The sequence below is a fragment of the Leifsonia sp. TF02-11 genome, assembly GCF_017565305.1.
GTDB lineage: Bacteria > Actinomycetota > Actinomycetes > Actinomycetales > Microbacteriaceae > Leifsonia.
Map to the genome: position 1 here is coordinate 523,082 of NZ_JAGEKP010000003.1, position 23,048 is coordinate 546,129.

Sequence of the window (23,048 nt, forward strand, 5' to 3'; positions counted from 1 at the left end):
CGGGGATGACGTTCCTGCGAACATGTCTATATACTCTGTATAACAAGTAGTCTTCACAGGAAGGGCGGAGATGACGTTCACCACCGCATTCGCCGAGCGCACCGTCGCGACCAAGGCCCTCTTCGAGCGCGCCAAGGTCACCATCCCGGGAGGGGCGGGCAGCACCGCCCGGCTCCCCCGCAACGGCTGGAAGCCGTACCCGCTGTTCATGGCGGAGGGCCAGGGGTCGCGCCTGCGCGACGTCGACGGCAACGAGTACATCGACTATCTGCTCGGCCTCGGCCCGATGATCCTCGGCCACCGGCACCCGCAGGTCACGCAGGCGGTCACCGACGCCGTCGCCGAGCTCGGCACCTGCTTCGGCCTGCCCTACGAGCTCGAGATCGAGGCGGCGGAGAAGGTGGTCGCCGCGGTGCCGGGCATCGACCAGGTGCGGTTCACCAACTCCGGTTCGGAGGCGGTCGGCACGGCCGTGCGCCTGGCCCGCGCCACCACCGGCCGGCGCCTGATCGTCCGGTTCGAGGGGCACTACCACGGTTGGCAGGACACCGTGTACTGGTCCAACCACGTCGACCCGGAGCTGGCCGGCCCGATCGATCACCCGCGCCCGGTCGCGATGGGCGGCGGTGTTCCCGCCGAGCTGCAGGACACGCTCGTCGTCCTCAATTGGAACGACCCGGAGAGCTTCATCGCGCTGATGGAGACCCGCGGGCACGAGGTCGCGGCGGTGCTCACCGAGCCCGCCGTCTTCAACACCGGGTGCATCCTCCCGGAGCCCGGCTATCTCGAGCTGCTGCGCGAGCAGACCAGGAAGCACGGCGCCCTGCTGATCTTCGACGAGGTCATCACCGGCTTCCGGTTCGCGCGCGGCGGCGCGCAGGAGTGGTTCGGCGTCAACGCCGACCTGGTCACTTACGCCAAGGGGATCGGAGGCGGGTTCCCGGTCGCGGCGATCGGCGGCACCAACGAGGCGATGCGCCTCATCGCCGACGGCACCTACTCGCACTCGGGCACGTACAACGCCAACGTCGTCCAGTGCGCAGCGGTCTCCGCGACGATGGACGTGCTCGCCGAGCCCGGCCTGTACGAACGGCAGCGCGCACTCGGCAACCGGCTGGCCCGCGGGCTGGAGGGCATCGCGACGGCCAAGGGCATCGACGCGTACGTGGAGGGCATCGGCACCGTGTTCCAGCTGTGGTTCGCCGACCGGCCCATCCGCAACTGGCGCGACGCCGCCGCCCACGCCCGCGAGGACATCTTCACCCGCTGGTACGAGGAGATGATCGTGCGCGGCGTGCTCTTCCACCCGCTCCAGTTCGAGAACCTGTTCGTCTCGCTGGTGCACACGGACGAGGACATCGATGCGACGCTGAACGCCGCGGAGGACGCCCTGAGCGTGGTCGCGCGCGAGTTCTAGAGTGGGCGGAAGCGCACACGACCGCGAAGGGACGCGAGTGACAGACCAGGGTGAGCTGGCCATCGGACTCGACTTCGGCACGAGCGGCGCCAAGGCGCTGGCGGTCGCCCGCGACGGCGGGGTGGTCGCCCGCGCGACCGCGCCCTACGAGACGCGGCGACCGGAGCCCGACGCGGCCGAGCAGGACCCGGGAGACTGGATCCGCGCCCGCGACCGCGTGCTGGCCGACCTCGCCGCGCAGACCGATCCCGGCCGGTGGGGAGCCATCGCCCTCTCGGCGATGCTCCCCACCCTGGTCGAGCTCGATCCGGCCGGCCGACCGCTCGCCCCCGCGATCACGTGGGAAGACGGCCGAGCCGACGCGGACGGCCGCCGGATCGCCGAGAGCGTGGGGGAGGCGCTCGTCTACCGGACGACGGGCCAGCGGCTCGACGGCCGCTACCTCCTGCCGATGCACGCCCGCCTGGCCCGCTCGGGCGCGCGCGACGACACGACGATCGCGGGCGCCAAGGACCTCCTGTTCGCCTCCCTGACCGGCAGCCTGCGCACCGACCCGAGCACCGCGGCAGGCTACGGCGCGTACGCGCTCCGCGGCGGCTGGAACGAGGCGATCCTCGCGGCGTCCGGGGTGACCGCCGACCGCCTTCCGGAGGTCGCGCCGTCGACGAGCACGGCTCCGCTGCGCCAGGAGGCCGCAGCTCTGTGGCGCTGCCGGCCCGGCCTCCCCGTCGTGCTCGGCGGGGCCGACTCGGTGCTCGGGGCGTACGGCCTCGGCGTCCGTTCGCCGGGATCCGTCGCGTACGTCGCCGGGACGAGCACGGTGATCCTGGGCTGGTCGGCCTCCGCCGATCCCGACCCCTCCGGCCGGTACCTCGTCACCCCGATGGCGGACGACGGCTACGGGCTCGAGATGGATCTGATGGCGACAGGGTCTGCGCTGGCCTGGCTGGCCGGGCTCCTCGGCATCGAGGGCGGGGCGGCCGGGGCGATGGCGCTCGCCGACGAGGGCTCCCTGCTCGACGCGCCGCTCGTCCTCCCGTTCCTCTCGCCGGGAGAGCAAGGAGCCCTCTGGGATCCTCAGCTGCTCGGCGCTGTCGAGGGGATCACGCTGCGCACGACCCGCGCCGACCTCGCCCGCGGCCTGGTGGCCGGAATCGTCGCCGAGTCCCGCCGCTGCCTCGCCGCGCTCGCCGAGACCGAGGGCGCCGGAGCGGGCCCGGTCGTCGTCAGCGGGCGCGGGGGCGCCTCCCGAGCGTTCCGCCAGGCGTTGGCCGACGCGAGCGGCCGGACGGTGCTGCACGACCCCGGCGAGCAGGATCACTCCGCCCTCGGCGCGGCGCTGCTCGCGGGGCGCACGGCGCTCGGCTGGCCCGACGACCCGGCGGCCCACCGCGACGCTTTCGTCGCCGTGCGCCCCGACCCGGCCGCGGCCGCAGCCTGGGCCGACCGGTACGACCGCCACGAGCGCGCCAGGCTCGCCCAGCGCGCCCGCCTGAACTGACCCGCCCGACCCGATCCGCCGACCCGACCCGCAGACCCGCCACGGAGGAGACCATGAGCGACACCACCCTCACGCCGGCCGACATCGACCTCTCCCTCTACCCGGAGGGCACCCGGCTGGACGACCACGGCCGCCTCCAGATCGGCGGCTGCGCGGTCGCCGACCTGGCCGAGCAGTACGGCACCCCCGCCTACCTGATCGACGAGGGCGCGCTGCGGACGCGGGCCAGGGAGTACGTGCGCGCGTTCCGGGAGCGGCACCCCAATTCGCTCGTGCTGTTCGCCTCCAAGAGCTTCCCTTCGGCCTCGGTCATCGGGGTCGTCGCCGAGGAGGGCTGCGGCGTCGACACCGCGGCCGCCGGGGAGCTGCGACTCGCGCTCGCCGCCGGTGCCGACCCCGCTACCGCGGTCTTCCACGGCAACGCCAAGACCGACGACGACATCCGCACCGCCGTCGAGGCAGGCGTGCGCTACATCGTGATCGACAACCTGGACGACGTGGAGCGGATCGCTCGCATCGCGACCGAGCCCGTTCCGGCGCTGCTGCGCGTCAGCCCCTCGCTGGACGCCCACACCCACGCCGCCATGATGACCGGGCACGACACCTCCAAGTTCGGCATCCCGCCCGCGCAGGTGGCCGACACGATCGCGGCCATCCGCCGGGAGCCGATGCTCGACCTGCGCGGTCTGCACGCCCACGTCGGCTCGCAGCTGCTCGGCCTCGAGCAGTTCGAGGCGGAGGTGGAGGCGCTCGCCGCGTTCGAGCGGTTCGGCGTCTACGACCTCGGCGGCGGCCTGGGCGTGCGCTACGTGCCGGGCGACGTCGCTCCCTCGGTGGACGAGTACGCCGAGCGCGTCGTCGCCGCCGTGCACAAACACCTCGGCCGCGACGTGGAGCTGCTGGTGGAGCCGGGACGCTCGATGGTCGCCCGCAACGGCGTCACCGCGTACCGGGTCGTCACCGTCAAGCGCGGCGGGCGCGTGCACGCCGCGGTCGACGGCGGGATGGGCGACAACCTCGAGGTCTCGCTCTACGGGCAGGCGTTCACGCCGTCCGTCATCGATCGCTCCGGACCGGCGGAGACCGTGGACGTCGTCGGGCGGCACTGCGAGTCGGGCGACTATCTGGCCAACGACGTGCGGGTGGTGAGTCCCCGCGTCGGCGACCTCGTGACGGTCCCCGTCACCGGTGCGTACTGCTACACCATGTCGAACAACTACAACACCGCCCTGCGGCCGCCCGTCGTCTTCTGCGACGAGGGGAGGTCGCGGCTCGCGGTGCGCCGCGAGACGTTCGACGACCTCCTGCGCCGCGAGCAGCTGCTCGGGGACCGCGGGTGAGCGGGTCGGGCGCCGCGAGCGCCGCAGATGCCGCCGCCGACGTCGTGGAGCGGATCGCGGCCGAGTGGACGGTGCCGGGCGTCGCCGTCGCCGTCACCGACCCGGACGGCGTCGTCTGGCAGCACGTCAGCGGGCACGCCGACCTCGCCCGCGGCATCCCGCTGCGGTCTGACCACCTGCTCGAGATCGGCTCGATCAGCAAGGCGGCGACCGCCATGGTCGTGCTGCAGGAGGTCGCAGCGGGGCGCCTCGCGCTCGACCGGCCGATCGGCGACATCCTGCCGTGGCTTCCCTCGCCGCTTCTCGCCCCGGCCATCACACTGCAGACCCTCCTCACCCACACGGCCGGGCTGGTGGGCAGCGTGGACGCGCTGCCCGACGAGCGCGCGCAGGTCGCCGGCTACGCCGGCGGGACGACGGGGTCGGTCCCTGGTACGCGGTTCCACTACTCCAACGTCGGGTTCCTGCTCCTGGGGCTCGCAGCCGGCACCGTCGCAGGACGGCCCCTGCCGGAGCTCGTGCGCGAGCGGATCTTCGGGCCGGCCGGGATGCGGGACGCGATCCCGGTCATCACCGCCGCCGATGCGGGCCGGCTCGCCGTGGGGCACCAGCCGCTGGCCGAGGACCTCCCCTGGCTGCCCGGCGACCCCCTGGTGGCGTCGCCGCTGGTCGAGACGGCGGGCAGCGACGGCAGCATCGCCGCGACGGCGGCGGATCTCGCGGCATTCGCGCGGGTACTGCTGCGCGGCGGGCGCGGCGACGCCGGCGTCGTGCTCGACCCCGCATCGTTCGAGGCGATGACCGAGACGCTCGCCCCGAGCGGCGAGGACGTGCTCGTGTTCCCGGGGCGATCGGCGCCCGAGTGGAGCAGGTACGGGCTCGGCATCAACGTCGAGCACTCGCGCCGCGGTCGCGTGCTCAGCCACGGCGGCGGCATGGTCGGCTACGCGTCGTTCCTGCTCGCGGACCCCGCCGCGGGCCGCGCCGTGGTCGTGCTGACCAACGCCGACGGCGACAGCCCGATCGCCGAGGCGATCGCGCGGTCGGTGGACGCGGTGTTCGACGGCGGCCCCGTGCCCGGCGATCCGGGGCTGTCGGGAGCGCGGTGGGCGCCTCCCGGAGAGTCGCCGGCGGCGGGCGACCACGTCAGCGTGCGGCCGCGGGCCCTCCCGCCGGAGGCGAACGGCGTGTTCGTCGCCGACGGCAGGCGCCTCGAGGTGCGCGCGGCGGACGACGGCCACGAGGTCGTGCTCGACGGATCCGCTGCGCCGCTGCGCTGGACCTGGAGCGACCGGTGCGTCACGTCGCTGCCGGCCCTGCGTCGGTTCGCCTTGGTGTTCGACGGGACCGGGTGGAGCTGGGGTCCCGAGGAGTTCCTCCCGGAGAGGGCCGCCGGCGGCTCCCCCTCCCGTGCGCCCGGGCTCGACCCGACCGATTCCGCGCTCGCGACCGTCCCGGGCCACTACCGCTCCTACACGCCCTGGTACCCGCACCTGCGGATCGTCCGCCGCGGCTCCCGACTCGTGCTGATCGCCCCGCGCGGGGTGGAGGCCCCGGCCGACGACCAGCCGCTCGTCCCGCTGGGCGACGGGGTGTTCCGCATCGGTGCCGATCCCGCGGCGCCGGAGACCCTGCGCCTGGGCCCGGTCGTCGACGGCGGCTGCGCGTGGATCGAGCGCGACGGCTGCCGGTATTCGCGGTCGTTCACGCCCTGAGCCGCGCGTCAGCCGCCGCCGCGGAACGCCGCGACCCCCGTGTCCGTGCCGACGAGCAACAGCCCGAGCGCGGTGCTCGGACTCGCGAAGTGCGGCACGGAACCGCCGACGGACTGCCGCTGCAGCCGAGCTCCGCTGGCGGCGTCGAACTGGGTGATGACGCCGTCCGGATACTGCACGGCCCAGACCGCGCCGCCGACGACGATCGGAGCGCCGTTCGCGCCGGAGAGCAGTGGGCCGCGCTCGTCGCGGCCGAGATCGACGCTCTGGATCCCGCCGTCGCTGCACGGGACGAACAGTCGGTTCGCCGTCCGGTCGTACGCCGCGCCGCCGTCGGGGTCGCTGCCGCAGAGCCCGTCGATGCTCGCTACCGGGGAGAGGTCGGACTGGCGGAGGATGAACCCGACGTCGGTCTTGCCCGCGACGAACAGCAGTCCGTCGGCCAGCAGGACCGGGTTGCCGGTGCCGAGGTCGTCGTCGCCTCCCGCCGACCGGTCCTTGAAGGCGGCCAGCGGCTTCAGGTCGGCGGACAGCTTGACCACGCTCTCCGCATAGGTGATCGGGTCGGGGCCGCCCGCAGGCGGGTCGGGGTTGGAGTTGCCCGTCGACACGTACAGATCGCCCGCGGCGTCGATCGCCGGCGCGCCGCCGCCCTGCCAGATGGCGCCGCCCTGCCCGTCCGGCGCCGTTTCGAAGGCGACGAGGTCGGGGGCGCCGATCTCGTTCACTCCGACCACCCAGCCGTGGTAATCGCCGCAGTCGCCGTAGTTGCCGCCGTACGAGACGTACACGCGTCCGTTCGCCACGGCGAGCGATGCGCGCTGCAGCAGGTGCACCGGGTCCTCGCCGGCGGGGAGCGGCGGATCCACCGCTTCCGAGAGCACGACCTGGCCCGTCGCGATGCTGAGGCCCTCCAGCTGGTGGTGCACCGAGCCTCCGCCCGTACTCACCTCGCCGACGACGAACACCGTCCCGCTGACCGTGTCGATGGCCGGCGTGCTGGTGACGCCGAGCGGATCGATGTCTCCGCAACCCGCCTTCGACCCCACATCGGTCAGCGGAGCGCCGAGGGACGCCGACCACACGACGTTCCCGTTCGCCCGATCGAGCGCGACCACCCGGTTCGTCTCGGTGGCGGCGATCACGCGGCCGGAGGCGACGACGGGCTGACCGAACACCGCGCCGCCGAGGTCGGCGGACCAGGCACGGGTGAGCGAGGCCAGGGACGCGCCCGCTGCCACGTCGCCGGTCCGTGCCGGGTCGGCGTGATACGACGGCCACGCCGTGACGCCCGGGATCGGAACGGCGACCGGAGTCCCTGTGCCCGTCGGCGACGGGCGGAGCGGCATCGGCCGGGCCGTCGGCGTGGTGCCCGGGTGCGCGGAGGGTCCCGGGACGGTGCATCCCGCGAGCAGCAGCAGACCGCCGAGCGCGATCGTCCAGAGGCGAGCGCGCCCGCGGCCGTCGGATCGCCGCCGCACGCGGTGCATGGCGACAGCGTATGCCGGACCGCCGGCCGAGACGACAGCGGGGTGCGTGACGAGGGGCTCAGCCGTTCGGGTACGAGACGTACGCGAACCGGCGCGAATCGCGAGCCCAGCTGTTGACGTTGATCGTCCCCTGCCCGCCGGGGACGGCGATCCGTTCGAGCGGGGTGCTCCAGTCCGCCACCTCGACCACGACCAGCGTCACCGGGAGGTCGGCGGGATGCCCGACCGTCCCGGCGGGGAACTCCAGGTACACGGCGAGGCGGCCGTCCGGCGAGAGATGCGGGAACCAGTCCACCGTCCCCGACTCGAGCAGGCGCTCCGTCTCCCCGCCGCCACTCGGGACGCGGGCGAGCTGGGCGTGACCCGTACGGTCGGCCCACCGCTCGGTGTTGAAGTAGATCCACCGGCCGTCGGGCGACCACTCGGGGCCGTCGATGTGGCCGGGACCGGTGTCGACGACGGTCTCGCCGCTCCCGTCGCTCCCCACGACGGCGAGGAGGCCCGGCTCGTCGAACGAGCGCATGCGCACGTACGCGAGTGTCCTGCCGTCGGGTGAGACCCCGTGGAGGAAGTGCCAGACGCCGTCCTCTGTCGTCACCCGGGAGACCTCCCCGCCGGAGAGGGGTCCGCGATAGATGTGGCCGTCGTCGGCGGACAGGAAGACGTCACCGCCGGCAGGGTCGAGCACGTGATCGTTGTTGATGGCAGGCAGCCCGCGGAACCGGATGCGCTCCGGTGCGCTCCCGGCTTCAGGTCGCAGCGACCACAGCTCTCCGTGGCCGTTGACGAGCAGGGATCGCCCGTCGACCGACCAGTTCGGGGCTTCGAAGAGGATCTCCGCGTCTTCGTGGACGACGACATCCTCGCCGGCCTCGACATCGTGGACGTGGATGCGCGCGGTCTGCCCGGGCGCCAGGGTGCGATACGGCATGACCAGGATTCTTCCCCATCGGTCCCACCCCCGGCGTCGGACCGGACGACGCACACTTCGGCTCCAGGTCAACCGGTTGGCGGGAGCGGATGCCCGGAATACGTTCCGCGCAGAGAACCATCAGAACGGAGAAAGCACATGGCGACCACCTCGAAGAACCAAACCACGAAGACGAAGGCAGCGGCCGCTCCGCGCACGACCCGCGCCAGGGGAGCCGCGCCCGGCGAGCACGAGACCCGGCGCGAGAACTCCGAGAACGGCTTCGTCGCTTCGGCGACGCTCGCCACCAGCCTGCAGCGGGTCCAGGTCGACCTGATCGAGCTGTCGTTGCAGGGCAAGCAGGCGCACTGGAACATCGTCGGCCGCAACTTCCGCGACCTCCATCTGCAGCTCGACGAGATCGTCGAGGCCGCCCGCGCGTTCAGCGACACGGTCGGCGAGCGACTGCGCGCGCTGCACGCGACGACCGACGGCCGGTCGCGGACCGTGGCAGAGACGACGGCGCTCGCCGTGTTCCCGAACGGCGAGATCGACACCTCCGACGCGGTCGACCTGATCACCGACCGCCTCGAGACCGTCGTGCGCACGATGCGCTCGGTGCACGACGACGTCGACGAGGAGGACCCGACCTCGGCCGACATCCTGCACCAGATCATCGAGCGCCTCGAGCAGCTGGCGTGGATGGTGAGCGCGGAGAACCGCCGGCCGGCCACGCGGTGAGCGGAGCCACGGCGTCCGTCAGGGCGTGGGCATCCCGCCCGTCACGGTGAGCGTCTCGCCGATGACGTAGCTCGATTCCGGCGACGCCAGGAAGACGTAGGCGGGCGCGAGCTCGGCCGGCTGTCCCGGTCGGCCGAGCGGCGTCTGCGAGCCGAAATCGGGCAGCTTCTCGGGTGGCTGCCCCGAGCTCACCTGCAGCGGCGTCCAGATCGGGCCGGGCGCGACGGCGTTGACCCGAATTCCCTTCGGCGCGAGCTGCTGGCCGAGAGCCTTCGTGAACGTGTTGATCGCCGCCTTGGTCGTGGCGTAGTCCACCAGCAGCTCGCTGGGGAGGTACGCCTGAACCGAGGTCGTGTTGATGATGGTCGCGCCCGCCTGCAGGTGCGGCAGCGCCGCCTTGGTGAGCCAGAACATCGCGTAGACGTTGGTCTTCATCGTCGCGTCGAACTGCTCGTCGGGCAGCTCGGACAGGTCGGTGCAGAACAGCTGCTTGCCCGCGTTGTTGACCAGGATGTCGAGGCCGCCGAACGCGTCGACGGTGCGCGCGACGACCTGGTCGCAGAACGCCCGGTCGGTCAGATCTCCGGGAATCATCAGAGCGGTCCGCTGCGCGCCGCGGATCTGCTCCGCGACGGCGTTCGCATCGACCTCCTCCTCCGGCTGGTAGACGATCGCGACGTCGGCGCCCTCCCGTGCGAACGCGATCGCGACGGCTGCGCCGATCCCGGAGTCGCCGCCGGTGACGATCGCCCTGCGGCCGCTGAGCCGCCCGGCGCCGACGTAGCTGGACTCGCCGTGATCGGCAGGCGGGTCGAGCTCGCTGTCGCGGCCCGGCTCCGGCACCTGCGCCTCGGGCGGGTGGATGTGCGGGTAGCGGTCGACGGGATTGTCGAACTGGTACTGGCTCTCAGGCATGCGCCGAAGTCCTCCTCTTTCGTGGTCGCCGGCTCAGCGGTCGTCCGCACCGCCGCCCGAGGCGGTGTCCGCGCCGTCGTCCGGCTGCTCTGAACTGGTGCCGGTCCCGTCCGGCAGGTCGTCGGGGTCGGGGCGGTGGCTGTCTCGTTCGGTCATGGTCCGTCCTTCTGTCGTGGTTTCGTGGTCCCGTGCGCCACTGGACGCACCGCACATCAGCCCTCGTCGATCTCCTCGAGGAGCTTCTTGCTCGCCTTCGCGATGTCGTCGTGGTCGTTCTGGGCCGCGCGGCTCTCGAGCGAGATGACGGCGCAGCGGTGGACCCTGGCGAAGTCGCCGTAGGGGAAGCTGAACCGCCCCTTCGTCTCCTCGCTCGCTTCCGCGTCCTCGCCGAGATGCCAGAGCGCATACGCGTCCCAGCCGTGCTTCTCGATGAAGGTGTTCTCGTCGTCGGCGCTCGGCGCGTCCTCGCTCCAGTCGTCGCGCTCGTCGTGGACGACGGTGCCCTTCTCCACGAGAGAGCGGGCGTGCTCGAGAGCCTTCCGGTTGAGTTTGACGGTCATGTCCCTGCCTTCCTGCTCGCCCCGACGTTCCTGCTTGGTGCGGATGCAATGCCCGTCTGTGTGCGAGCGCAAGGGGTTGACCGGATTCGCAGGAGGCGCGGAGATTGGCGCGATGCCGGGCTCCCTACTCCGCGAAGAGTAGGGGGATCTACTCCACCCAACGCATGACAAGGCTCCAGCGCGCGAACACAATGGGCCTATGCGGCGCGACCGACCGGGAATGCGCCGCCGACCGAGAGGAGACATCGATGTCCACGATCGCGAATTCCTCCGCGGACCTGGTCCCGCGTTCCAGGGAGGCCCTCAGTGCGCTCGCCGTGCAGTTCCTCCTCGGGATGGGCGCGAACCTCGTCGGGAGCCCCGAGGAGAACGAGGGGGCCGCTCGGGTCGTTGCGGGGATCCTTCTCGGCCTCCACGGGCTCGTCGGGATCGGGCTCGTCATCGTGGCCGTGCGCGTCTGGACGACCGCGCGGCGGGCGGGGGCGGGGCAGCGCGCAGCGCTCTGGGCTTTCATCGTGATCATCGCCACGTTCCTGGTGGGGATCGGGACCATGTTCACGGGCAGCGCGTGGTTGTCCTTCGCCATGTCCGTCGGGTTCGTCGCCGCCGCGGCGCTGTACATCGCCATCGGGGCGGGTGCCCTGGTGCGGCAGCGGTCGACCGTCGCCGAATGAGCTCCCGGACTGAGCTCGCGGGGTGCCGCGCCCTCAGCCCTCCACGTCGAGCACGAACGTCAGCAGCTGCAGTTCGCGGCCGTCGGGAAGCACGATCACGTCCTCGCGCTCCGACCGCCTGCTGAAGCCGAGCTTGCGATAGAGCGCGTGTGCTCCCAGCATCTCGGGCCCGCTGTGCAGCACGACCGCGCGCTGCCCGCGGCGGCGCGCCTCCGCGATGGCGAACCGGGTCAGCTCGGCGCCGATGCCACGCCCGCGAGCCGAGGGGTGGGTCGCCAGGAGGCGGAAGTACAGCTCGTCCGGCGCGATGCGCCCGTCCTGGTCGTGCCCGGCGCGCAGCACCGCGATGGTGCCGACGAGCGCCCCGGTCGCCTCGTCCTCCGCCACGAAGAAGTCGAACGCGTCGAGGAGCGCCTCCGGGTGCTGCAGCTGGCGCCGGTAGTCGTCGGAGAGATCCGTGTAATCGTTCGAATACGCCGCGTAGGTCAGCTCGCCGATCGCGGCGTACTCGCCGTCGACGGCGGGTCGGATGCGCACGGTTGCTGCCGGGACGGGGGTGCTCATCGCACCAGGCTACGTCACGCCTCCGACGGTTACGGCCGTGCGGCCGCCCGCGGCATCCCACCCGATAGGCTGGGCGCGTGCTTCTCTCCGATCGTGATATCAAGGCCGAACTGGGTGCCGGGCGGATCGCGCTGGAGCCGTACGAGCCGGCGATGGTGCAGCCGTCGAGCATCGACGTGCGGCTCGACCGCTTCTTCCGCCTGTTCGACAACCACAAGTACCCCTTCATCGATCCGTCGGAGGATCAGCCGGAGCTCACTCGGTTCGTCGAGGTGGACCCGGACCAGCCGTTCATCCTGCACCCGGGGGAGTTCGTCCTGGGGTCGACGTTCGAGCTGGTCAGCCTCCCCGACGACGTCGCCGCCCGGCTCGAGGGCAAGAGCTCGCTGGGCAGGCTGGGGCTGCTCACGCACTCCACGGCCGGCTTCATCGACCCCGGATTCTCCGGTCATGTCACGCTCGAGCTGAGCAATGTCGCGACGCTGCCGATCAAGCTGTGGCCGGGCATGAAGATCGGGCAGATGTGCTTCTTCCGGCTGACCTCGCCGGCCGAGCGCCCGTACGGGTCGGCAGAGTACAGCTCGCGCTACCAGGGCCAACGGGGCCCGACGGCATCGCGTTCGTACCTCAACTTCCACCGCACCGACGTCTCCGCGAACGACGCCGGGCGACCGTCCAGCTGATCCCGAGAGCCGAGGGCTGCCCATGAGCGAGTCGACCGATTCCCTTTTCGCGCGTGCCCTGATCTCCGCCGGACCGACCCCGGAGCGGCCGCAGCGCATGGAGCTCTTCGGGCGGCTGGTCGGCAGCTGGCGCACCGACGTGCGCTTCCTCGACGAGACGACGGGGGAGTGGCGGGAGTCCGTCGCGGAGTGGGTCTTCGCCTACACGCTCGGCGGTCGCGCGGTGCAGGACGTGCTCATCGCGCGCGACGCCGACGACCCGAGCATCCTCGACGGGCGCGGCTCGACGGTCCGCGTCTACGACCCGACCCTCGGAGCGTGGCGGGTCAGCTGGTTCGGAGCGGCGGCGGGCGACTTCTGCACGCTCGTCGCGACACCGCACCGCCGTGACGGAATCCGCCAGGACGGCACGCAGACCGACGGCCGTCCGATCCGGTGGAACTTCTCCAACATCACCGACGACGCGTTCGACTGGGACGGCTGGGTCTCGAACGACGAGGGCCGCACCTGGTGGCTCGAACAGCACATCCACGCCACCCGCACCGGCTGACGCTCCTCTCCCTCGGCGTGGTTTACCGGTGCGGGTGCGCAACTGCTACCCGGGTTAGCTGCTTCGGGTGCGAATGGATTCGGCTCGCGGCATACGTCGGCGGAGTTATCCACAGTGGATTACACAGGTGGAAAATAATGAGCGCGACTCACAGCTGGCCTGAAGCTTCGGCTGCATCATCCGCGTAGAGGGCGGGGAGCTGCAGGGTCAGCCAGGGGCTGAACGCCCACGGCGTCGCGTCCACGGCCGCCAGCAGCACCCGCGGATCCACCCACTCCCACTCGGCGACCTCGGCGGCGACCGGATGGAGCGCACCGGCGATCGTCGCGGTGTAGACCGGGCAGACCTCGTACTCGACGATGCCGGCGGCGTCGGTCGCTCGGTACCGGAAATCGGGGAGGGCGACGACGAGGTTCTCGACGGTCGTTCCGAGCTCGTCGGCCGCGCGCCGGGCGATCGCGTCCTCCATGGTCTCGCCGGGAGCCGGGTGCCCGCAGAACGAGTTCGTCCAGACCCCTGGCCAGGTCGCCTTGGCGAGCGCGCGTCTCGTCACCAGGATCCGGCCCTCGCCGTCGAAGAGGTGGCACGAGAACGCCAGATGGAGCGGCGTGTGCGCGGTGTGCACGGTCGCCTTGTCCGCGGTCCCCACCGGGGTGCCGTCGTCGGCGAGCAGCACGACCTCTTCGCGGGGTGGCGTCATGCGTCCATCCTAGGCTCGGCCGCACGGGCGGGGCGGGAGACCGGGGAACCGGGGCGGCGCCGGTGCGGAGCCGCCCCGAGCGATCAGTCGGTGGCCGGGTCGTCGCTCCGGGTCTCGGCGTCGGAGGCTTCGCCACCGGCCGTCTCGCTATCGGCCGTCTCGCCATCGGTGTCTTCCGCGGCGGGCGGTGTCCAGCCGAGGTTGCGTGCCATCGCCTCCAGTGTCGCCAGGGTGGTCGCCAGGTCTGCCGGGTCGATGCCGGCGGAGACGGAGGCGCGGAGGGCGCTGATCCGCTCGAAGGCCGCATCGTGGGCGGCGCGTCCCTCGTCGGTCAGCGTCGCCGTGTCGCCGTCGAACCAAACCCAACCGCGCTCGACGAAGTCGGAGAGCACGCGGTCGACGCCGGCGCGGACGTGGTCGCCGCAGCCGCCGCGGCGCGCGAACGGCGGGCGTCCGTAGCCGTGGCTCCACGCGAGGCCGTCGCCGTATCCGCGCGCCGGGCCGAACGGGCCGTGCCCGAACCGGCCGAATCCGCCGGGCCCGAATCCGCCGGGCCCGAATCCGCCGGGTGCGAAGCGCCCGGGGCCGAACGGCGTCGCGCGGTCGAACCCGCGGACGAAGCCGCGCTCGAAGCCGCGCTCGAACGCCTGCTGCGAGCCGTGCCCGCCGGAGTGCGGGCCGTGGTCGTGGTGGTCGTGGTGGTCGTCGTGCCCGCGCTCGGCTCCGTGCTCATGGCCGTGGTGGTCATGCTGCTCGTGCTCGTGGTGATGCTCGTGCTCGTGCTCGTGCTCATGCGGGTCGGAATGCGGGTGCTCTCTGTCGTGCTCCATCCAGGCGCGGTACATCTCCTGGCGGCGCTCCCATTCGCGGCGCATCCAGTCCGGACGTCCGCGCCACTCACGGCGCCCCGACGCGGAGTCGGAGGCGGCGCCGTGGCTCGTGCCGCGCTCCGCCCCGTGGCGGTCGCCGCCGGGCGCGCGCCGTTCGTCGTGGTCGGGTCGGCCCGCGTGGCCGCGGCGGCCGTGTCGGGGCAGGGCGGCGGCGAGTTCCTCCGCCGTGGCGGGGCCGTCGGCGAGGGTGTGCAGGATGCGCCACCCGCGGCGGCCGAGGTCGAGATCGTGGAGTTCGTCGCGCATGCGGTCGCGGAGGCGACCGTTCAGCTCGCCGAACCAATAGCCCGGCGGCGTCGTGTTCGAGTCGTCGATGTTCGTCATCGGAGACTCCCTTCTTTTCTATGTACTGTTACAAGTAAATGTATAGTTACATGCATGGGTGAGGATCGTCAAGAGCAGAGCGGTTCGCCGCAAGCGGACATCGTGGCGCTGATCGAGCGCTCGCTGGTCGCCGTGCGCCGCGACCAGTCGCGGCGCAGGCCACAAGGCCCGTGGGCGGGCCAGGGTCCGTGGGGAGGACAGGGCCCCTGGGCACAGGGAGGCGCTCCCAGGCATCACGGCGACCACACCCATGGCGATCACGCGCATGGCGACCACACCTACGGCGATCACGCGCACGGCGATAACGCCCACGGCGAGGGCACCCACGGCAATGGTGCCCACGGCGAGGGCACCCACGGCAATGGTGCCCACGGCGAGCCCGCACACGGCAACGGTGGCCACGGCGAGCCCGCCCACGGCGAGCCGACTCACGCCAGGCCCGCCCACGGCGACGACGCCCACGAAACCCCCCACGGCTGGGGACCTCGCGGCCCGTGGGGCGGCTTCCCCGGCCCCTTCGGCGACTCGGCTCGCCCGGGACCGGGCCGTCGCGGGCGCGACGGGTCCCTCGGCCGCATCGCGCGCTTCCGCATGCTTGAGGCTTTGGCCGCCGCCGAGACGGAGGAGCGTCAGCTCTCCGTGAGCTCGCTCGCGGCTGCCATCGGCGTCGATCAGCCCCGCGCCAGCCGCCTCGTGCAGGAGGGTGTCGAGCGCGGCCTCGTGCGCCGCGTCCCCGACCCCTCTGACGCCCGGCGTGCGCTGCTCCAGCTCACAGCCGCCGGCCGTTCCCAGCTCGGAGAGGTGCAGAACCATCGCCGGTCGGCCGTCGAAGCCGCGCTGGCCTCCTTCACGCCGGAGGAGGCGCGCACCTTCGCCGAGCTCTTCGACCGGTTCGTGCGCGCGTGGCCGCGCTGACCTCCCGCGAGGAACCTAGTTCGCCCGCGTCTCCCGCGGCGCCTGCACCGGAAGCAGGAGCAGCAGGCCGACCAGCAGCACCAGCACGATCCCGAGGATGCCCCAGTACTGCGCTCCGCCGACGGCGACGAACGCGGCGAACAGCAGCGGGGCGACGAACGACACCGCGCGGCCGCAGGTCGCGTAGAGGCCGAAGACCTCGCCTTCCCGCCCGGCCGGAGTGACCCGGGCGAGGAAGGTGCGGCTCGCCGACTGGGCGGGGCCGACGAACAGGCACAGGAGGAGGCCGAACACCCAGAAGATGATGGCGCCGGAGTCGTGCAGGAAGAACACCGCGAGGCCGGCGATGACGAGCCCGACCAGCGCGGTGACGATCACCGGCTTGGCGCCGAACCGGTCGTCGAACCGTCCCGACAGGATCGTGCTGATGCCGGCGACCACGTTCGCCGCGATCGCGAAGTAGATCACGCTCTCCTGCGAGAAGCCGAACGTCCCCTTGGCGAGGATCCCGCCGAACGTGAACACGCCGACCAGGCCGTCGCGGAACAGCGCTGACGCGATGAGGAACAGGACGGTGTTGCGGCTGTCCCGCCACAGCGCCGCGATGTCGCGGAACAACAGTCGGTAGGACGCGATGAACCCCACGCGCGGGAGTCGCCGGTTCGCCTGCGCCTCGGGGACGCGCACGAGCACCGGGACCGACAGGGCGAGCATCCAGACCGCCGCGACGACGGCCACGAGTCGATAGTTGAGACCCTGCTCCGTCGTCACGCGCAGCAGACCCCCGGTGCCGTCGCCGTTCAGCTTGGCGAGCAGGAACAGCACGACGACCAGCAGCAGGATGCCGCCGAAGTACCCGCTGGCCCAGCCGAGTCCACTGACGCGGCCCACGGTCTTGGGGGTGGAGACCTGCACGAGCATGGCGTTGTAGTTCACGGTCGCGATCTCGTAGAAGACCGTCCCGACGCCCACGAGCGCGACGCCGAAGAGGAAGAACGACGGCTCGCCGACGACGAAGAACATCAGCGCGGTGACGAGTACGACGACGCCGGTGTTGATCCCCAGCCAGAGCTTGCGGCGTCCCGACCCGTCGGTGCGCCGGCCGAGCACGGGCGCGAGCACGGCCACGACGATGCCGGCGATCCCGACGCCCCACGCGACGCCGCTGGAGAGTTCTGCGACGGCGCCTGCGACGGCGTGGTGCGCCGGCCCTGACGTGTCCTTCTCGGCGTTCTGGGCGGCGAGGAGCGCGGGCGAGATGAAGTACTCGCTGGTCAGGTAGACGGTGAAGACGAACGTCGTGATGACGGCGTTGAATGCGGCACCGCCGGCATCCCACAGCGCCCACGACGCCACCCAGCTGCGCGGGATGCGGCGGTCGGTCGCGCTGTCGGCGAAGATCGGACCCGCCGCCGTCGCGAGGGCGTCGCCGTCGCCGCCCGATCCGGCGTCGGCCGGTCTGTCGCTGGTCATGGGGACAGCGTAGGGCGTGGCGGGGAACTCACGGTGAACGCCCGACGCGTCACTCCGGCGTGCCGGTCACATTCGCGCGCAGCCACGCTGTCAGCGGCGCGCTGTCGTCGAGGAACGCCGCGATCCGCTCGGCGGCATCCGGTGTGGTGAACCAGTCGGGGACGCCCCAGTCCGCCCAGGTGATGATGCCCTTGTAGCGCAGCAGCTCGGCGCGCGGATGCGCGGCGTCGAAGCCGCGCGGGGAGGTCTTCAGCGCCTCCGGGATCTCGATGCCGACCCCCTTTGCGCGCAGGTCGGCGAGTGCGGCCTCGAGCTCCACGCCGGTGCGTGGCGCGTCGACGGCACGCCGATACCGGTCGAGCTGCTCCTTGTCGAGCTGGTACGCGCCCGCGCCGCCGGCGACACCCTCGGCCGAGACCTGCACGTAGCCCCCGCGCTCGAAGGTCAGTGCGGCGTGCAGCTTGTACGGCGACTTGTCCGGCGAGAACCGCACGTCGCGGTAGGGACGGAACAGCCGGGCCGGCCCGAAGCGCGGCTCGAGCTCGTCCGCCAGCTCGTGCATCGGGCCGGCGACCCTGGCCTCGTAGCGGTCGCGGTTCGCGAGCCAGAACCCGCGTTCGTTGTTCAGGGTCAACTCGCGGTAGAACGCGATGGCGTCCTCGTCGAACCCGGTGAAAGCCATGGCCTGATCGTACGTCGCCCGGCGGGTTCCGGCGTCACGACCACTGCGTGAGCTTGTCGGGGTTCCGCACCATCCGGATGCCGGTGATCACGCCGTCGCCCACCGCGACCGACGCGACGCTGTCGAGCCGGTCGCCCAGCCGCACGAGCACGGCGAGCCCGTCGCCGGTCGGTGCGAGCTCGGCCGTCGATTCCGGGTACTTGGCCGCGAGCCCGAGCAGGAACCGTGCGACGTTGTCGGCGCCGACGACCGGCCGGCGCGCGGCGCTGACGCGTCCTCCGCCGTCGGAGACCAGAACGACACCGGGGTCCAGGACCGCCACGAGCGCGCCGAGGTCGCCGCCGGCGGCGGCCGCCGCGAACGCGCGAACGACACGGTCGTGCTCCGCGGGCGTTGCCGTCCGCCCGCGCTCGACCTCGACGCGGCGGCGCGCGGAGGACGCGAGCTGTCGGCAGGCCGCCGGACTGCGCCCGACGGTCTCGGCCACCTCGGGGAACGGCATCCCGAAGACGTCGTGGAGCACGAACACCACGCGCTCCGCCGGCGTCATGGTCTCGAGGACGAGCAGCAGGGCGGTGCTGATCGAGTCGTCGAGCGCGGCGTGGTCGAGCGGGTCGCAGGCCGTGTCGGCCAGGGCGGAGGCCCGCGGGAACGCGTAGGCCGGCACCGGTTCCGGCAGCCACTCGCCCACGTAGCGCTCGCGTCGCGCGCGCGCCGATCCGAGCATGTCGAGGCAGACCCGGCTCGCGGTGCGGGTGAGCCAGCCGCGCGGCGACACGACGTCGGCGCGCTCCGCCTCCGTCATCCCGAACCACCGGGTGTAGGTCTCCTGCACCGCGTCCTCGGCGTCGGAGACGGTGCCGAGCATCCGGAAGCCCAGCGCCAGCAGGTGCGGGCGCTCGGCGATCGCCGCGTCGTCGTGCCCGTCGGCCATGCACCCTCCTCGCCCGGTCTCCTGCCCATCCTGGCAGCCGACCTCACACTTCGCGCGGCTGCGTCGTCCTGAGGGTATGAACACACCACTCCGTCGCACCCTGCTCGGTCTCGCGGCCGAGAGCGTCGCCGCCGTCTTCGTGCGCAGCGCCCTGCCGGGCCATGTCGTCGCGCTGCCGTCCCGGTGTCCCGATCCGGGCACGGCGCTCGGAGCGGAGGCGGCGCGATGAGGATCGCGGTGGCCGGCGGGACCGGCGTGGTCGGCGTGAAGACCGTGGAGGCCGTGCGGGCGGCCGGCCACGAACCGGTCGTCTTGAGCAGGGCGGCGGGTGTCGATCTGCTGGCCGCCGCGAGGGACAAGCGGGAGGCCGAACGGCTCGCGCGGACGCTCGAGGGCTGCGCGGCGGTCGTCGACGTCACGTCCGTCATGGCGACGAGCGCGAAGAAGTCGACCGCCTTCTTCGAGACGGTCACCCGGGCGCTGCTCACGGCGGAGCGCGCCGCCGGGGTTCCGCACCACGTCGCGCTGTCCATCATCGGCGCGGAAACCGCGCCCGCGGCCTACTACGCGGGAAAGGCCGCGCAGGAGCGGGCCGTGATGGCGAGCGGCGGCGGGTGGACGCTGCTGCGCGCCGCCCAGTTCCACGAGTTCGCCGCGCAGCTCTCCGCGCGAGGCGGGGGCATCCACGTCGTGCCCGCGATGCGATCGCAGCCCATCGCCGCGGCGGAGGTCGGTGCGCGTCTCGCCGAGCTCGCGATCGCGGCGCCCTCCGGGCTGAGCCGCGATCTCGCCGGACCGCGGGTGGAGGACATGCCGACGCTCGTGCGCCGCTACCTGGCCGCGATCGGGCGCCCCGCCCGCGTGCTCGCCGTGCCGCTCCCCGGCCGCTGGGGCCGCGCCCTGCGCGACGGCACCCTCCTGCCCGGCCCCGGCGCGCAGCTCGGCACGATCACCTTCGACGCCTGGCTCGCGACGGTCAGCCGGCCGCCGTCGGAGGGGTGACCTGTGTGTGCGAGTGCCGGGGGCCGCCGCTCAGCGGCACCCCGGCGACCGCGAGCACGAGCGCGAGGAGGGCGCCGAAGAAGATGGCGATGTCGGCGACGTTCCCGATGAACCAGTTCGCGTAGGCGATGAAGTCGACGACGTGCCCCTGGCCGAACGAGGGCGCGCGGAACAGCCGGTCGCCGAGGTGCGTGACCGCTCCGCCCAGGAGCAGGCCGAAGGCGACGGCCCACGAGCGAGCACCGACCCTGCGCGAGAACCAGAGCAGCGCGACCACGGCCAGGGCCGCGATGATCGTGAACACCCACGTCGCGTTCACCAGGAACGAGAACGCCGCACCCGAGTTGTAGGTCAACTGCAGCCCCAGCAGCGTGCCGATCAGCGAGTGGTACGCGCCCTCGGTCAGAGTGGAGGTCGCCCAGAGCTTGGTGAGCTGGTCGGCGAGGACGACCACGAGGGCGATGGCGAGGATGATCACGAGCGCGCGCGAACGGCGGGCGCGGAATGCCAGGGCGGAGTCCCGCCCGGGCTCGGCCTCCGCGGCCGTCGGCTCGCCTACGGGTTCGTCGCTGTCGCTCACCCCGCCATCTTTCCATGCGCGCGGAGCGGCCTGTGCCGCGCGGGTGCGAACGGACTACACCGAGATCGGCAACGCGTAGTGCACGCCGCCGCCGTCCCCGCGCACCTGGCGGTGGATGTCCTCCATGGTGATGTCGAGCTGGCCGGCGGTGCTCGCGGCGGCGGTGAGGTCGCGCAGCAGCGCGTCGGGGACCTCCCCGTCGTACTTGTAGTAGATCTTGTGCTCGAGGCTCGCCCAGAAGTCCATCGCGACCGTGCGCAGCTGGATCTCGACCGGCACGGCGACCGGGCCCCCGCTGAGGAACACGGGCACCTCGATGATGACGTGGAGGCTCTTGTAGCCGTTGGGCTTGGGGTGTGCGATGTAGTCCTTCACGCGCAGCACCCGCACGTCCTCCTGCGCCGTCAACAGCTCGAAGACGCGGTACACGTCGGAGACGAAGGAGCAGACGATCCGCACCCCGGCGATGTCGGTGATGGCCTCCCGGATCGCGTCGAACGACGGCTCGCAGTTCTTGCGGATCACCTTCTGCTCGATGCTCTCGGCCGATTTGAGGCGGCTGGAGATGTGCTCGATCGGGTTGTACTCGTGCAGCTCCGCGAACTCCTCGCGGAGGATCGACACCTTGGTGGAGATCTCGTCGATGCCGAACTTGTACGGCATGATGAACCGCGCGAAGTCCTCGCGGAACGCCTGCACCTCGCTGAGCGTCGCGGGATCGATACTCTGCAGCGCCTCGATCGCGCGGGTGGAGAGAAGCGGGGCGGGGTCCGGATCCATGTCTTCGACGCTAGCGAGACGGGTTGTGCGGACGGTGTGAATCCACTGTCGCCAAACCGCTGGGTCGTGTGCGACCGTGAGCGCATGAGCGGCGCAGAGGGCGCGACCGCGCCCTTCAACTCACGTCTCGCGATCCTGCTCGCGATGGCGATGTTCGTGCTCGTCGTCGACACGTCGCTGATGAACGTGTCGATCTCCGCGGTCGTCCACGACCTGCACACCACCGTGAGCGGCGTACAGGGTGCGATCGCCCTGGAGGCGCTGGTCTCGGCCGCGTTCATCCTGATCGGCGGAAAGACGGGCGACCTGATCGGCCGCAAGCTCGCGTACGTCCTCGGCCTGCTCGGCTACGCCGTCGGCGCCGTCGCCATGACGCTCGCCCAGAACCTCTCGGCCATCATCATCTTCTGGGCGATCGTCGGCGGGATCGGCGCCTCCCTGCTGCTGCCCGCGATGCAGTCGCTCATCCACGGCAATTTCGAGGGCGACCAGCAGAAGCGCGTCTACGCCCTCGTCGGCGCATCGGCCGCCATCGCCGCCGCGGTCGGCCCGCTGCTCGGCGGCTTCATCACGACGTTCCTGTCGTGGCGGGTCGGCTTCCTCCTCGAGGCGCTGATCATCGCCGTCGTGCTGGCCGGCATCGGGCTGGTCAAAGACGTCCCGTACACGGGCGACCGCGCGATCGATCTGTTCGGCGCGCTGCTCTCGGTGGTCGGGATGGGCGGCATCGTCACCGGCATCCTGGTCTGGCAGGAGGGCGGTCAGTACGTCCTGCTCCTCATCGTCGTCGGGGTCGTCGCGCTCACCGGGCTGGTGTTCTGGTTGCGGGCGCGCAGCAGGCGCGGCAAGCCGACCCTCCTCGACCCCGCGCTGTTCTCGTCGAGGCTCTTCCGCACCGGCGTGAGTGGGCAGCTCCTGCAGCAGGTCTCGCTGGGCGGGACGATGATCGTGCTCCCGATCTATCTGCAGATGGTGCTGGAGTACAACGCGCTGCAGGCCGGCCTGTCGATCGCGCCGCTGTCGCTGAGCATGTTCGTCATCGCCCTGCTGGCGGGCCGGAGGGCGAAGGGTCGCCCTGCGAATCTCATCCTGTGGGGCTTCCTGCTCGCCGCGGCCGGAATCGTCATCCTGCTGCCGATCGTGCCGATCGCGACGAACGGCTGGTATCTCACCGTGCCGTTGGTCATCTCCGGAGCCGGGCTCGGCCTGCTGGTCTCGCAACTGAACAACTACACGCTGTCGCCGATCAGCGACGAGCGGGTGAGCGAGGCCGCCGGCGTCAACTCGGCGGCGGGATCGTTCGGGCTCTCCTTCGGTCTCGCGTTCGCCGGCGCCATCATGCTGGCGACTCTCGCGTTCACGTTCACCTCGATGACGAACGCCAGCACCGTGCTCCCGGCCGCCGACAAGCAGCAGGTCGCCGCAGCGCTCGAAGAGGACGCGCAGGTGATGTCGAACACCCAGCTGCAGAAGCAGCTCGCCACCGAGACGCCGGAGGTCCGCGCCGAGGTCGTCCGCATCAACACGGACGCCCGGCCGATCGCTCTGCAGGTCGCCCTGCTCGTGCCGTTGTTCTCCGCACTCCTCGGTGCGGGGAACGCCCTCCGGATGCGCCGCCTGCCCGATCCCACGCCCTCCGACAGCGATGCCCCGGTGCTCGGCTGAGCAGATCGGCCCCGATCGGGGAATACCCACGCCTGCCCCAAAG

General features: G+C 71.9%; 25 protein-coding genes. 12 read left to right on the forward strand and 13 right to left on the reverse strand.

From position 1 onward, the window contains the following. Nucleotides 1-70: 70 nt before the first annotated feature. Genes JNB50_RS04830 through JNB50_RS04845 form a run of 4 tightly spaced genes read left to right on the forward strand, consistent with a single transcriptional unit; the run spans nucleotide 71 to nucleotide 5,973 of the window. Nucleotides 71-1,417, forward strand: coding sequence for an aspartate aminotransferase family protein (locus JNB50_RS04830; protein ID WP_208038943.1), 1,347 nt, complete (start codon nucleotides 71-73; stop codon nucleotides 1,415-1,417). A 37-nt stretch (nucleotides 1,418-1,454) separates the two neighbouring features. Then, the gene (locus JNB50_RS04835) at nucleotides 1,455-2,918 is read left to right on the forward strand and encodes an FGGY-family carbohydrate kinase (protein ID WP_208038944.1); all 1,464 of its coding nucleotides are present in this window, start codon (nucleotides 1,455-1,457) and stop codon (nucleotides 2,916-2,918) included. Nucleotides 2,919-2,971: 53 nt separating this feature from the next. Beyond that, the gene (gene lysA, locus JNB50_RS04840) at nucleotides 2,972-4,258 is read left to right on the forward strand and encodes a diaminopimelate decarboxylase (protein WP_208038945.1); all 1,287 of its coding nucleotides are present in this window, start codon (nucleotides 2,972-2,974) and stop codon (nucleotides 4,256-4,258) included. After that, nucleotides 4,255-5,973 carry a serine hydrolase gene (locus JNB50_RS04845; protein WP_208038946.1) on the forward strand — a complete coding sequence of 573 codons (1,719 nt, stop codon included), beginning with the start codon at nucleotides 4,255-4,257 and terminating at the stop codon, nucleotides 5,971-5,973. Before lysA ends, JNB50_RS04845 begins: the two co-directional genes overlap by 4 nt. A gap of 8 nt (nucleotides 5,974-5,981) precedes the next feature. On the opposite strand, the gene JNB50_RS04850 is transcribed toward JNB50_RS04845, so the two are convergent. Further along, nucleotides 5,982-7,463, reverse strand: coding sequence for a PQQ-binding-like beta-propeller repeat protein (locus JNB50_RS04850; RefSeq protein WP_208038947.1), 1,482 nt, complete (start codon nucleotides 7,461-7,463; stop codon nucleotides 5,982-5,984). Nucleotides 7,464-7,521: 58 nt separating this feature from the next. After that, on the reverse strand, nucleotides 7,522-8,394 hold the full coding sequence (locus JNB50_RS04855; RefSeq protein WP_208038948.1) for a PD40 domain-containing protein: 873 nt from the start codon (nucleotides 8,392-8,394) through the stop codon (nucleotides 7,522-7,524). A gap of 138 nt (nucleotides 8,395-8,532) precedes the next feature. On the opposite strand from JNB50_RS04855, the gene JNB50_RS04860 reads away from it, so the two are divergent. Further along, nucleotides 8,533-9,114 carry a Dps family protein gene (locus JNB50_RS04860; protein WP_208038949.1) on the forward strand — a complete coding sequence of 194 codons (582 nt, stop codon included), beginning with the start codon at nucleotides 8,533-8,535 and terminating at the stop codon, nucleotides 9,112-9,114. Between the two features lie 18 nt (nucleotides 9,115-9,132). On the opposite strand, the gene JNB50_RS04865 is transcribed toward JNB50_RS04860, so the two are convergent. Genes JNB50_RS04865 through JNB50_RS04870 form a run of 3 tightly spaced genes read right to left on the reverse strand, consistent with a single transcriptional unit; the run spans nucleotide 9,133 to nucleotide 10,589 of the window. Next, on the reverse strand, nucleotides 9,133-10,029 hold the full coding sequence (locus JNB50_RS04865) for a glucose 1-dehydrogenase (protein ID WP_208038950.1): 897 nt from the start codon (nucleotides 10,027-10,029) through the stop codon (nucleotides 9,133-9,135). A 33-nt stretch (nucleotides 10,030-10,062) separates the two neighbouring features. Further along, nucleotides 10,063-10,185, reverse strand: a complete 123-nt coding sequence (locus JNB50_RS25430) for a hypothetical protein (protein ID WP_279553611.1) — start codon at nucleotides 10,183-10,185, stop codon at nucleotides 10,063-10,065. A 56-nt stretch (nucleotides 10,186-10,241) separates the two neighbouring features. After that, nucleotides 10,242-10,589: a hypothetical protein gene (locus JNB50_RS04870; protein WP_208038951.1), complete on the reverse strand. Its 348-nt coding sequence runs from the start codon at nucleotides 10,587-10,589 to the stop codon at nucleotides 10,242-10,244. Between the two features lie 248 nt (nucleotides 10,590-10,837). Here JNB50_RS04870 and JNB50_RS04875 point away from each other — a divergent pair, with 248 nt between their 5' ends. Beyond that, a complete protein-coding gene (locus tag JNB50_RS04875) occupies nucleotides 10,838-11,263 on the forward strand; it encodes a hypothetical protein (RefSeq protein WP_208038952.1) in 426 nt (141 codons plus the stop codon). Nucleotides 11,264-11,296: 33 nt separating this feature from the next. On the opposite strand, the gene JNB50_RS04880 is transcribed toward JNB50_RS04875, so the two are convergent. Beyond that, nucleotides 11,297-11,827 (reverse strand): GNAT family N-acetyltransferase, encoded by a 531-nt coding sequence (locus JNB50_RS04880; RefSeq protein ID WP_208038953.1) that lies wholly within the window; start codon nucleotides 11,825-11,827, stop codon nucleotides 11,297-11,299. Between the two features lie 77 nt (nucleotides 11,828-11,904). Between JNB50_RS04880 and dcd the strand changes: the two genes are divergently transcribed. Further along, nucleotides 11,905-12,510 carry a dCTP deaminase gene (gene dcd, locus JNB50_RS04885; protein ID WP_208038954.1) on the forward strand — a complete coding sequence of 202 codons (606 nt, stop codon included), beginning with the start codon at nucleotides 11,905-11,907 and terminating at the stop codon, nucleotides 12,508-12,510. Nucleotides 12,511-12,532: 22 nt separating this feature from the next. Then, nucleotides 12,533-13,060, forward strand: coding sequence for a hypothetical protein (locus tag JNB50_RS04890; RefSeq protein WP_208038955.1), 528 nt, complete (start codon nucleotides 12,533-12,535; stop codon nucleotides 13,058-13,060). Between the two features lie 148 nt (nucleotides 13,061-13,208). Here the strand turns inward: JNB50_RS04890 and idi are convergent, their stop codons facing one another. Then, a complete protein-coding gene (gene idi / locus JNB50_RS04895) occupies nucleotides 13,209-13,760 on the reverse strand; it encodes an isopentenyl-diphosphate Delta-isomerase (protein WP_208038956.1) in 552 nt (183 codons plus the stop codon). Nucleotides 13,761-13,843: 83 nt separating this feature from the next. Beyond that, the gene (locus JNB50_RS04900; protein WP_208038957.1) at nucleotides 13,844-14,974 is read right to left on the reverse strand and encodes a hypothetical protein; all 1,131 of its coding nucleotides are present in this window, start codon (nucleotides 14,972-14,974) and stop codon (nucleotides 13,844-13,846) included. A 54-nt stretch (nucleotides 14,975-15,028) separates the two neighbouring features. On the opposite strand from JNB50_RS04900, the gene JNB50_RS25435 reads away from it, so the two are divergent. Further along, nucleotides 15,029-15,889 (forward strand): MarR family winged helix-turn-helix transcriptional regulator, encoded by an 861-nt coding sequence (locus JNB50_RS25435; RefSeq protein WP_279553617.1) that lies wholly within the window; start codon nucleotides 15,029-15,031, stop codon nucleotides 15,887-15,889. Between the two features lie 15 nt (nucleotides 15,890-15,904). Here JNB50_RS25435 and JNB50_RS04910 read toward each other — a convergent pair whose 3' ends face one another. From JNB50_RS04910 to sigJ, 3 genes are read right to left on the reverse strand one after another with little or no spacing between them, the layout of a single operon-like run. Then, nucleotides 15,905-17,362, reverse strand: coding sequence for an MFS transporter (locus JNB50_RS04910; RefSeq protein WP_208038958.1), 1,458 nt, complete (start codon nucleotides 17,360-17,362; stop codon nucleotides 15,905-15,907). A gap of 49 nt (nucleotides 17,363-17,411) precedes the next feature. After that, on the reverse strand, nucleotides 17,412-18,044 hold the full coding sequence (locus JNB50_RS04915; RefSeq protein WP_208038959.1) for a DUF2461 domain-containing protein: 633 nt from the start codon (nucleotides 18,042-18,044) through the stop codon (nucleotides 17,412-17,414). Nucleotides 18,045-18,078: 34 nt separating this feature from the next. Then, nucleotides 18,079-18,978, reverse strand: coding sequence for an RNA polymerase sigma factor SigJ (sigJ, locus tag JNB50_RS04920; protein ID WP_208038960.1), 900 nt, complete (start codon nucleotides 18,976-18,978; stop codon nucleotides 18,079-18,081). Between the two features lie 76 nt (nucleotides 18,979-19,054). On the opposite strand from sigJ, the gene JNB50_RS04925 reads away from it, so the two are divergent. Next, a complete protein-coding gene (locus JNB50_RS04925) occupies nucleotides 19,055-19,207 on the forward strand; it encodes a hypothetical protein (protein WP_208038961.1) in 153 nt (50 codons plus the stop codon). After that, nucleotides 19,204-19,980: an SDR family oxidoreductase gene (locus JNB50_RS04930; protein ID WP_208038962.1), complete on the forward strand. Its 777-nt coding sequence runs from the start codon at nucleotides 19,204-19,206 to the stop codon at nucleotides 19,978-19,980. The genes JNB50_RS04925 and JNB50_RS04930 overlap by 4 nt, the downstream gene beginning before the upstream one ends. On the opposite strand, the gene JNB50_RS04935 is transcribed toward JNB50_RS04930, so the two are convergent. Both JNB50_RS04935 and JNB50_RS04940 read right to left on the reverse strand, forming a co-directional pair. Beyond that, nucleotides 19,955-20,560 carry a signal peptidase II gene (locus JNB50_RS04935; protein WP_307794599.1) on the reverse strand — a complete coding sequence of 202 codons (606 nt, stop codon included), beginning with the start codon at nucleotides 20,558-20,560 and terminating at the stop codon, nucleotides 19,955-19,957. The genes JNB50_RS04930 and JNB50_RS04935 overlap by 26 nt on opposite strands. A 54-nt stretch (nucleotides 20,561-20,614) precedes the next feature. Then, nucleotides 20,615-21,340, reverse strand: a complete 726-nt coding sequence (locus JNB50_RS04940) for a GTP pyrophosphokinase family protein (protein WP_208038963.1) — start codon at nucleotides 21,338-21,340, stop codon at nucleotides 20,615-20,617. An 84-nt stretch (nucleotides 21,341-21,424) separates the two neighbouring features. Here JNB50_RS04940 and JNB50_RS04945 point away from each other — a divergent pair, with 84 nt between their 5' ends. Then, nucleotides 21,425-23,005: an MFS transporter gene (locus JNB50_RS04945; protein WP_208038964.1), complete on the forward strand. Its 1,581-nt coding sequence runs from the start codon at nucleotides 21,425-21,427 to the stop codon at nucleotides 23,003-23,005. The last annotated feature ends 43 nt before the right edge of the window (nucleotides 23,006-23,048 follow it).

Bases quoted from the DNA above. Each gene is read 5' to 3' on its own strand.
- JNB50_RS04830 (WP_208038943.1), top strand. From the start codon at position 71: ATGACGTTCACCACCGCATTCGCCGAGCGCACCGTCGCGACCAAGGCC.
- lysA (WP_208038945.1), top strand. From the start codon at position 2,972: ATGAGCGACACCACCCTCACGCCGGCCGACATCGACCTCTCCCTCTAC.
- JNB50_RS04850 (WP_208038947.1), bottom strand. From the start codon at position 7,463: ATGCACCGCGTGCGGCGGCGATCCGACGGCCGCGGGCGCGCTCGCCTC.
- JNB50_RS04855 (WP_208038948.1), bottom strand. From the start codon at position 8,394: ATGCCGTATCGCACCCTGGCGCCCGGGCAGACCGCGCGCATCCACGTC.
- JNB50_RS04860 (WP_208038949.1), top strand. From the start codon at position 8,533: ATGGCGACCACCTCGAAGAACCAAACCACGAAGACGAAGGCAGCGGCC.
- JNB50_RS04865 (WP_208038950.1), bottom strand. From the start codon at position 10,029: ATGCCTGAGAGCCAGTACCAGTTCGACAATCCCGTCGACCGCTACCCG.
- JNB50_RS25430 (WP_279553611.1), bottom strand. From the start codon at position 10,185: ATGACCGAACGAGACAGCCACCGCCCCGACCCCGACGACCTGCCGGAC.
- JNB50_RS04870 (WP_208038951.1), bottom strand. From the start codon at position 10,589: ATGACCGTCAAACTCAACCGGAAGGCTCTCGAGCACGCCCGCTCTCTC.
- JNB50_RS04875 (WP_208038952.1), top strand. From the start codon at position 10,838: ATGTCCACGATCGCGAATTCCTCCGCGGACCTGGTCCCGCGTTCCAGG.
- JNB50_RS04880 (WP_208038953.1), bottom strand. From the start codon at position 11,827: ATGAGCACCCCCGTCCCGGCAGCAACCGTGCGCATCCGACCCGCCGTC.
- JNB50_RS04890 (WP_208038955.1), top strand. From the start codon at position 12,533: ATGAGCGAGTCGACCGATTCCCTTTTCGCGCGTGCCCTGATCTCCGCC.
- idi (WP_208038956.1), bottom strand. From the start codon at position 13,760: ATGACGCCACCCCGCGAAGAGGTCGTGCTGCTCGCCGACGACGGCACC.
- JNB50_RS04900 (WP_208038957.1), bottom strand. From the start codon at position 14,974: ATGACGAACATCGACGACTCGAACACGACGCCGCCGGGCTATTGGTTC.
- JNB50_RS25435 (WP_279553617.1), top strand. From the start codon at position 15,029: ATGGGTGAGGATCGTCAAGAGCAGAGCGGTTCGCCGCAAGCGGACATC.
- JNB50_RS04910 (WP_208038958.1), bottom strand. From the start codon at position 17,362: ATGACCAGCGACAGACCGGCCGACGCCGGATCGGGCGGCGACGGCGAC.
- JNB50_RS04915 (WP_208038959.1), bottom strand. From the start codon at position 18,044: ATGGCTTTCACCGGGTTCGACGAGGACGCCATCGCGTTCTACCGCGAG.
- sigJ (WP_208038960.1), bottom strand. From the start codon at position 18,978: ATGGCCGACGGGCACGACGACGCGGCGATCGCCGAGCGCCCGCACCTG.
- JNB50_RS04925 (WP_208038961.1), top strand. From the start codon at position 19,055: ATGAACACACCACTCCGTCGCACCCTGCTCGGTCTCGCGGCCGAGAGC.
- JNB50_RS04930 (WP_208038962.1), top strand. From the start codon at position 19,204: ATGAGGATCGCGGTGGCCGGCGGGACCGGCGTGGTCGGCGTGAAGACC.
- JNB50_RS04940 (WP_208038963.1), bottom strand. From the start codon at position 21,340: ATGGATCCGGACCCCGCCCCGCTTCTCTCCACCCGCGCGATCGAGGCG.
- JNB50_RS04945 (WP_208038964.1), top strand. From the start codon at position 21,425: ATGAGCGGCGCAGAGGGCGCGACCGCGCCCTTCAACTCACGTCTCGCG.